This window comes from Methylobacterium iners (genome assembly GCF_022179305.1).
In the GTDB taxonomy this organism is placed as follows: domain Bacteria; phylum Pseudomonadota; class Alphaproteobacteria; order Rhizobiales; family Beijerinckiaceae; genus Methylobacterium; species Methylobacterium iners.
The window spans coordinates 1-7,123 of record NZ_BPQP01000125.1 but is presented as its reverse complement, the minus strand read 5'-3'; the positions used below and the strand labels follow the sequence as shown (position 1 = coordinate 7,123).

10 protein-coding genes are annotated in these 7,123 nt (G+C 69.5%); 4 read left to right on the top strand and 6 right to left on the bottom strand.

Annotated elements, in window-relative coordinates; genetic code table 11:
• Nucleotides 1-36: 36 nt before the first annotated feature.
• Genes MFF55_RS25700 through argJ form a run of 3 tightly spaced genes read right to left on the bottom strand, consistent with a single transcriptional unit; the run spans nucleotide 37 to nucleotide 2,419 of the window.
• Nucleotides 37-450, bottom strand: coding sequence for a (deoxy)nucleoside triphosphate pyrophosphohydrolase (locus MFF55_RS25700; protein ID WP_283206803.1), 414 nt, complete (start codon nucleotides 448-450; stop codon nucleotides 37-39).
• Nucleotides 447-1,172, bottom strand: coding sequence for an SIMPL domain-containing protein (locus MFF55_RS25695; protein WP_238246940.1), 726 nt, complete (start codon nucleotides 1,170-1,172; stop codon nucleotides 447-449). The genes MFF55_RS25700 and MFF55_RS25695 overlap by 4 nt, the downstream gene beginning before the upstream one ends.
• Nucleotides 1,169-2,419 (bottom strand): bifunctional glutamate N-acetyltransferase/amino-acid acetyltransferase ArgJ, encoded by a 1,251-nt coding sequence (gene argJ, locus MFF55_RS25690; RefSeq protein WP_238246939.1) that lies wholly within the window; start codon nucleotides 2,417-2,419, stop codon nucleotides 1,169-1,171. The genes MFF55_RS25695 and argJ overlap by 4 nt, the downstream gene beginning before the upstream one ends.
• Nucleotides 2,420-2,630: 211 nt before the next feature.
• Between argJ and MFF55_RS25685 the strand changes: the two genes are divergently transcribed.
• Nucleotides 2,631-3,053 carry a response regulator gene (locus MFF55_RS25685; RefSeq protein ID WP_238246938.1) on the top strand — a complete coding sequence of 141 codons (423 nt, stop codon included), beginning with the start codon at nucleotides 2,631-2,633 and terminating at the stop codon, nucleotides 3,051-3,053.
• A 16-nt stretch (nucleotides 3,054-3,069) separates the two neighbouring features.
• On the opposite strand, the gene MFF55_RS25680 is transcribed toward MFF55_RS25685, so the two are convergent.
• Nucleotides 3,070-3,624: a PRC-barrel domain-containing protein gene (locus tag MFF55_RS25680; protein WP_238246937.1), complete on the bottom strand. Its 555-nt coding sequence runs from the start codon at nucleotides 3,622-3,624 to the stop codon at nucleotides 3,070-3,072.
• Nucleotides 3,625-3,778: 154 nt separating this feature from the next.
• On the opposite strand from MFF55_RS25680, the gene MFF55_RS25675 reads away from it, so the two are divergent.
• Complete coding sequence (locus tag MFF55_RS25675; protein ID WP_238246936.1) at nucleotides 3,779-4,330, top strand: glutathione peroxidase; 552 nt, start codon at nucleotides 3,779-3,781, stop codon at nucleotides 4,328-4,330.
• Nucleotides 4,331-4,441: 111 nt separating this feature from the next.
• Here MFF55_RS25675 and MFF55_RS25670 read toward each other — a convergent pair whose 3' ends face one another.
• On the bottom strand, nucleotides 4,442-4,657 hold the full coding sequence (locus MFF55_RS25670) for a hypothetical protein (RefSeq protein ID WP_238246935.1): 216 nt from the start codon (nucleotides 4,655-4,657) through the stop codon (nucleotides 4,442-4,444).
• A gap of 86 nt (nucleotides 4,658-4,743) precedes the next feature.
• On the opposite strand from MFF55_RS25670, the gene MFF55_RS25665 reads away from it, so the two are divergent.
• Nucleotides 4,744-4,971, top strand: a complete 228-nt coding sequence (locus tag MFF55_RS25665) for a hypothetical protein (RefSeq protein ID WP_238246934.1) — start codon at nucleotides 4,744-4,746, stop codon at nucleotides 4,969-4,971.
• A 77-nt stretch (nucleotides 4,972-5,048) separates the two neighbouring features.
• Nucleotides 5,049-5,288 carry a DUF2188 domain-containing protein gene (locus MFF55_RS25660; protein ID WP_238246933.1) on the top strand — a complete coding sequence of 80 codons (240 nt, stop codon included), beginning with the start codon at nucleotides 5,049-5,051 and terminating at the stop codon, nucleotides 5,286-5,288.
• Between the two features lie 86 nt (nucleotides 5,289-5,374).
• On the opposite strand, the gene MFF55_RS25655 is transcribed toward MFF55_RS25660, so the two are convergent.
• On the bottom strand, nucleotides 5,375-6,652 hold the full coding sequence (locus MFF55_RS25655; RefSeq protein WP_238246932.1) for a GGDEF domain-containing protein: 1,278 nt from the start codon (nucleotides 6,650-6,652) through the stop codon (nucleotides 5,375-5,377).
• Between the last annotated feature and the right edge of the window lie 471 nt (nucleotides 6,653-7,123).

Here is a 7,123-nt window from a genome sequence, read left to right as displayed (position 1 = left end):
CGCCGGGCCTTTTTGCGTTCCGCTGGCAACGTCCCGTCAGGGACCCAGCAGATCGATGAGGAACGGAATCAGCGGCGCGTCCGCGGGCGGCATCGGTCGCTCCCTGAGGGCACCCGGCCTGACCCAGGCGAGCGCCTGCGCTTCGAGGGGGCACGGCTGGCCGTCCCAGCGTCGGCACACGTAGAGCGGCATCAACAGGTGAAAGTCGGGATAGGCGTGGCTCGCGAAGGTGAGCGGCGCGAGGCAGGGCTCGGCGACCGTGATACCCAACTCCTCGCGCAACTCGCGGATCAGGGTCTCCTCGGGCCGCTCGCCCGGTTCGACTTTCCCGCCCGGGAATTCCCAGAGGCCGGCGAGCTGCTTGCCCTCCGGGCGCTGCGCGAGGAGCACGCGGCCGTCAGCGTCGACGAGCGCCACGGCCACGACGAGGAGCAGGCGCGCTATGGTCAAGGCTGGATCGCGAAGGTTGTTGCGACCTCGGCCGTCGCCTCGATCGTGCCCGCCATTAGCGGCACCGCCGTCCCGCGACTCGCGCGAAGCGGTGCGGCGTTGCGCGCCATCGCCGGATTGGCGCCCTGAGGCGGAACCTCGATGGAGACGACCCTGCCCAGCCGGACGCCGGCCGCTTCGGCCAGGCGCGCCGCCTGTTGGCTCGCGTCCTTCACGGCCGCGAGCCGAACCGCCGACTCGGCGCCCTCGGGGTCGCGCAAACCGAAGCCCACGCCTTCGATGCGATTCGCGCCGGCGTCGAGAGCCTTGCGCATGAGGTCGCCGAGGCGGTTCATGTCACCGAGCCTGATCCGGACCGTGTTGGCGGATCGGTACCCGTCCAGCCGCTCGGCGACCGAGCCGTCGGGCTGGCGGACCGTCCGGTTCACGGGCTGGAGCGTCACCGCGGCGGTCTCGACATCCTCCGGAGCGATGCCGAACGCAGTCGCGAGCGCGATGACGGCTTGGACCGCCTGACTTGCACCATCCAGCGCCGCCGCCGGCGTCTGCCCCCGCGACTCGACCCCGATCTCCACGCTGGCGAAGTCCGGCTGCAGCGCGGCCCTGGCGCGGCCGAGGACGCTGATACGCCCCTCGCTGGCGCCACGCTCCTGCGCCGTTCCGGGCCCCGGAAGCAGGAGGGCTGCCGCCAGCCCAACGAGCGCGAGCGGCCCCGGCCTCACGAGCGGTAATCGCCGTTGATCGCGATGTAGCCGCTGGTCAGATCGCAGGTCCAGACGCGGGCGCGACCCGAGCTGAGGCCGAGATCGACCCGGACGGTCACCTTCGGCTCGCGCATCACGGCGCTCGCTGCGGCCTCGCTGTAATCCGGGTCCCGCGCGCCTTCCCGGGCGACTCGGACGTCACCGAACCAGATCGCCAGGCGGTCGCGGTCGGCGGGTTCGCCGGCCTTGCCGACCGCCATGACGACGCGACCCCAATTGGCGTCCTCGCCGGCGATGGCCGTCTTCACGAGGGGCGAGTTCGCGATCGACATGGCGATGCGATGCGCCGAGGCGTCGCCTTCTGCGCCTTCCACCTCCACGGTGACGAACTTGCGCGCGCCCTCGCCGTCGCGGGCCACGAGCTGCGCCAGCTCGATCAGGAGATCGTCGAGGGCCTCCCGGAACGCGGCGAGGCGCGGATCAACGGCCTCGTTCACAGGATCGTTGCCGGCGCGCCCCGTCGCGAAGAGGAGAAGCGTGTCCGAGGTCGAGGTATCGCCGTCGACCGTGACGCAGTTGAAGCTCTTGGCCGTTCCCGCCACCAGGACGTCCTGGAGCACCGCCTGGGGCAGGGCGGCATCGGTGAAGACGAAGGCGAGCATCGTCGCCATGTCGGGCGCGATCATCCCGGCACCCTTGGCGATGCCGTTGATCGTCACGCTCGTGTCGCCGATCCGCACGTTCCGGGTCGCGCGCTTCGGGAAGGTGTCCGTCGTCATGATTGCCTGGGCCGCCGCCGCCCAAGCGTCGGCGCCCGGATCGACGCGCCCCGCGCAATCGGCGAGCACGCCCTCGAACTTGCCGGCGTCCAAGGGCTCGCCGATGACGCCGGTCGAGGCGATGAAGACTTGCCCCGCCTCGCAGCCGGCGGCCCGCGCCGCGATCTCGGCCGTGCGCGCCACGGATTCGCGGCCCCGCAGGCCGGTGAAGGCGTTCGCGTTCCCTGAATTGACGACGAGCGCCCGGGCCGAGCCGCCGTGCAGCGCATCCCTGCACCAATCGACGGGCGCGGACGGACATTTCGAGCGGGTGAACACGCCCGCCGCGACGGTGCCCTCGGCGAGAGCGACGTAGAGCACGTCGGTGCGGCCCGAATAGCGGATGCAGGCCTGCGCCGTCGCGAGGCCGACGCCGCGTACGGCAGGCAGGTCAGGATAGATCGCGGGCGCCAGCGGAGAAACGGGCGTGGCTTTCGAAGACGACATCGGGCTCGCATCTCCGGTCTTCGCGCCCGACCGTCAGGGCGCGGGACCTGTTGCCCCGCCCGCAACGGCGACGTCAACCGCCGCCGCCGGCAACCGGTAGGGGAACGGGCTCCCTTTTGGACACCGCATCCCGGCGCGCTGCCCTTGTGCCGTCGCGCGATCGTGACATACGATGCTGCAACGCAAACCAACCGGGGTGTCGGTTACGAACATGTCGCAGCGCGCCGGCGAGTCTCCGACGACCCATCAAGCGGGCGGCGCCTACGGCGTCCAGGTCCTGATCGCCGGTCGTCGGAAGCATTGGCGCGACGAGGTCGCCTCGCAGATCCGGCGAGCCGGATACCGCGCCACGACGGTCGATTGCGGCGTCGACGCCATGACGGTGCTGGCCCTCGGGCTCCCCGTCGACGTGCTGGTCTCGGACGTGACCCTCGAGGGCGAGCTGTGCAGCGCTCGCCTCGCCATGGAGGCTCGGGCCCTGCGCCCTGACCTGCGCATCGTCTTCGCGAGCGATCTCTCCGACGGCGCGCGAGAGGCCACGGGTCTCAGTGATCAAGACCTCTTCGTCGCCCGTGAGTCCCGGCCGACCGCGATCGCCTCGACCGTGCGGGAAGCCCTGGCCGCCAGGAACTGAAGCGGCGTCCGGCGCGCTATTCCGGCTTGTTCGCGCCGGTGGTCTCTGGCGCCTTCGGTTCCGTGGGCCTTGGTTCGGCGGCTTTGGTCTCGGCGCTTTTGCCTTCCGAGCTCTTGCCGTCGGCCGGCTTCGACTTGCCGAGATAGATGTATTCCGGCGCGGCCCGCAGCTGGTCCTTCGTGGTCTCGATCGTCGCCTTGAGCGAGGTGTCGTTCACCCGCGCGAGTTTCAGCGCGCTCGGGTCGATCGCGACGTACTTCGTGCCGATGCCGAGGAAGCCTCCGACGCCGACCACCCAGGCCTTGACCGTGCTGCTTTCGTCGAGAACCACGTCGGCAATCTCTCCGATCGTGTCGTTCGAGCCGTTCTGGATGGTGAGTCCGATCAGCTTCGAAGCGACGCGGTCGGCTGGCGTCTGCGCCACGAAGGTGGGGCGAAGATCGTTGCTCAGGGTCGCGGGGGCGGCGGGGGCGGGCGCCGCCGACGGAGCCAATTCGCCGGAAGGCGCCTGGGCCAGCGCGAGGTTCGGGCTCGCCGCGAAGAGGATCGTTCCCAGCAACATTGCGCGCATGGCTTGTGGTCCGTTCAGTCCGTCGGAATGGCCCTCGCTTAAGCTGAGCCTCGCCGAAAGGTTCCGGATCTCTGGACGCGGAAGGGTTCCAGGCTACCTTTCCGACGAGGCTGGCGTGCCGCGCACGCCGGCCGTGCATCGTCAGGAGCCAACCATGTCGATCCATCGTCGCAATGCTCTCCTCATCCTCGGATCGCTCGTGGCCGGCGCCGCACATGCTGGGGACGTGAAGGCCGAGGCCTTCGCGTTCGACAAGCCGGAAGGCGGGAAGCTTGCCCTCGCCGATCTCGGCGGGAAGCCCATCCTGGTCGTCAACACGGCGACGGCCTGCGGCTTTGCCGGCCAGTTCGTCGGCCTTCAATCCCTCTGGACCCGCTTCCGCGACCGCGGCCTCACGGTCATCGCGGTGCCGTCTCCCGATTTCGGCAATCAGGAGCCCCTCGACGGCATGGCGATCGCCGAGGCGGCCCGCCAGAATCACGGCGTGACCTTCCCGATCACCGCCAGGACCCATGTCCGCGGGCCGCAGGCGCATCCGTTCTACCGCTGGGCGGCCACCGAGAAGCCGGGCTCGACGCCAGCCTGGAACTTCCACAAATACCTCGTCGGCCGAGACGGCAACCTCGCCGCTTCCTTCGCCACGCAAGTCGATCCGACGGATCCGCGCATCATCAGCGCCATCGCGGGCGAGCTCGGCCAGAGCTGAGCCCCGCGCGTCGTCAGCGCGTGACGGCGATCAGGCCGATCACGAGGCTGGCTACGAGCAGGATGACGTGGGTGCCAGCGCCTGCTGCAATCCACTCCGTCCAGGGACCGCTCATCGCCGAACCGCTCCGCGGGAGCGCCGCGACGGAGCCGCCCGGCGCGGCGGGGCGTCGAGGCGCGAGGCCACGGACGGGGAGGGATAGTTCGAGGCGAAAGGATTGTCTGGCACGCCATCTCGCCTGTCGGCCGCCGCGGGCTGCGTCAGCGCCGCATGACTCGCGAGCGCGACGAGGATCGGCAGGATCAGGGCGGCTGGACGGATCGGCATCGACGATTTCTTTCGGCAGGGGCTTCGAAGGGGCGGGGCGAGCGCCCACATCCGGCGCGGTTCAGGCTTGGATGGAGGATACGGCCGTGGAAGCCCACCGGTTCGCGTGCGACGGCCACTTTTTCGAGGTCCGGTTCGAGCGGACGCCCGAGGGCTGGATCGGCCGCATCTCCCGCGACGGCGCCGCCGAGGTCCAGGTGATCGCGTTCCCCGATGGCGCCGGCTTCGATCCGGATGACGTCCGCGGCTCGCTCATCGCGGGCTGCGAGGCCGCGGTCCAGCGAATCCGCTGGCCGGCGCCGACGCACCACTGACGGAACCCCTCCGCGTCTCAGGCGGTTCGCGCTGGCAACGATCCCCGGCCCAAAAGAGCACCGCCTCAGGAGGAACCATGAGCGAGGTCACCTATCGTATCGTCGAGCATGACGGCGGTTACGCCTACAAGGTCGCCGACGTGTTCTCGGAGACCTTCCCGAGCCGCGAGGAGGCCCTGCAAGCCGCCCAGGTGGCTGCGGCGGAGCAGCAGGTGCCGGGCTCGACCGAGGGCATCCACTACCAGGACGAGAAGAGGGAGTGGCACGACGAAGTCGCCTCCGGCGACGATCGCCCGACCGCGAAGGTGGTCGAGTAGGGGCCGCACCGCGGGCTTCACGGCGCGGAACCCGCAGGGCGGATGCCTGCAGGGGGGACCTCGTCAGGCCTTCGCGACGGCAGGGCTCAGGCGCAGAGGGGCGTCGGGGGTGGCGTTTCGGCCGGCGCCTCGCCGCCACTCTCGAAGAAGTACGCCGGCATCGGGTAGGTCTGGTCCCGCCCCCTGGCCTTGGCCTCGTACAGCGCGATGTCGGCCGCCTCGACCAGCGCGGCGGCCGAAGTCGTGTGGCCGGCGCTGACGGCGACACCGACGCTGATGGTGACCTGCGAGATGCCGTCGGCCCGGCCGGCATGAGGCAGGCCGCGCCCGCTCACGGCGAGGCGGAGGCGCTCAGCCAGGCCGACCGCCTCCGCGTAGCTGCAATCGGCCGCGAGCACGGCGAATTCCTCGCCGCCGTAGCGGGCGACGAGGTCGTCCCTGCCCGGGACGAGCGGCGCGAGGATCGCGGAGATCTCGCGCAGGCAGGCGTCGCCGGCGCCGTGCCCGTAGCGGTCGTTGAAGCGCTTGAAGTGATCCACGTCGAGCAGGATCACCGCGAAAGGCTTACCGCGCGTCGAGGCCTGCCAGAAGGCCGACAGCCGGGCCGTGAAGGCACGCCGGTTGGCCAGGCCGGTCAGGGGGTCGGTGAGCGAGAGGCGGGCGAGCGCGGTGTTGTCGGCGGCGAGGCGATCGCTCCGCAGGCTTTCACGCAGGGTCAGGAGATAGTCGCGCCGGGCGCCGACCTCGATCCGATAGGTCGCGAGCAGGCTGAACAGAATGGCCGTCGCGAGATCGAGGACGAGCACGCTGGCGGCCCCGGCACCGAGGTCGGGCCGCGCGGCCACGGCGACGGCCATGCCGGCGGCGGCCGTCGCTGAAACGGTGCAGGCCCAGGGAAAGCGCAGCGGCAGGGTGGTGTTGCTGAAGATCACGGTCAGCCCGACCCCGGAGGCCATGAGGACGTAGGAGGGTGCGTTGCTGAGCCAGAACAGAACGAGCGGGATGCCGGTGGCACTCACCATTCCGAGGCCGCAGAACGCCTCTCGAAGGCCGGGCGTGACCCTGCCGACCGACCAGGCGATGAGGAGACCGACGGGCGTCATCACGCCGATGCGCAGCACGAGGTTCAGGAAGACGAGGTCCGGCGTCGTGACGAGCGCGGCCAGATTGTAGGCATGGAACACCGCGAGGCCGAGAACGATCGTCCTCCGGATGCGGCGGACGCGGTCCGCCTGCGTGTCGGCCTCGTACCGCCCTTCAAGTTCAGGCTCGAACTTGCGGAGGTAGCGGCCCGACGAGATGACCTTCTCGGCTTGCTGGAGAAGCCGAGTCGTTTCGGTCTGGTCCGAATCGTTCCAGACCATCGGGCCTCTGTGGGCGGGCGCGTCCTGCACGAAGTTCACACGCGGAATAAATAACCTTGGAGACCATGTAGAACCGCAGGTCTGATGGCATTACTAACGACGGAGTAGAATACCAACCTAGGTTACCAAACCGTAACCGACATTTTGAACGAAAAATCTGACCTATTTTGCTCTGGAAGAGCTAGTGCACTACGGATCCACCTCGCCTTATCCGACGGCGACATCCTACGAGATCGATCCGTTCCGCCATCATTTGCGCGTCGGCCCCAACCTCGTGCATGGCTTGCATGGGGGTGATCGCAGCCTCCCAACGACCTCCGGAGACGCTTCGTGACGACATCGAATCCGCGTGAGCCCGACCACTCGATCGACCCCCTCTTCATCGAACGCTGGTCGCCACGGGCCTTCACGGGGGAGGCGGTGCCGGAAGCGGAGCTGATGCGCATGTTCGAGGACGGCGCCCAGCGCGCC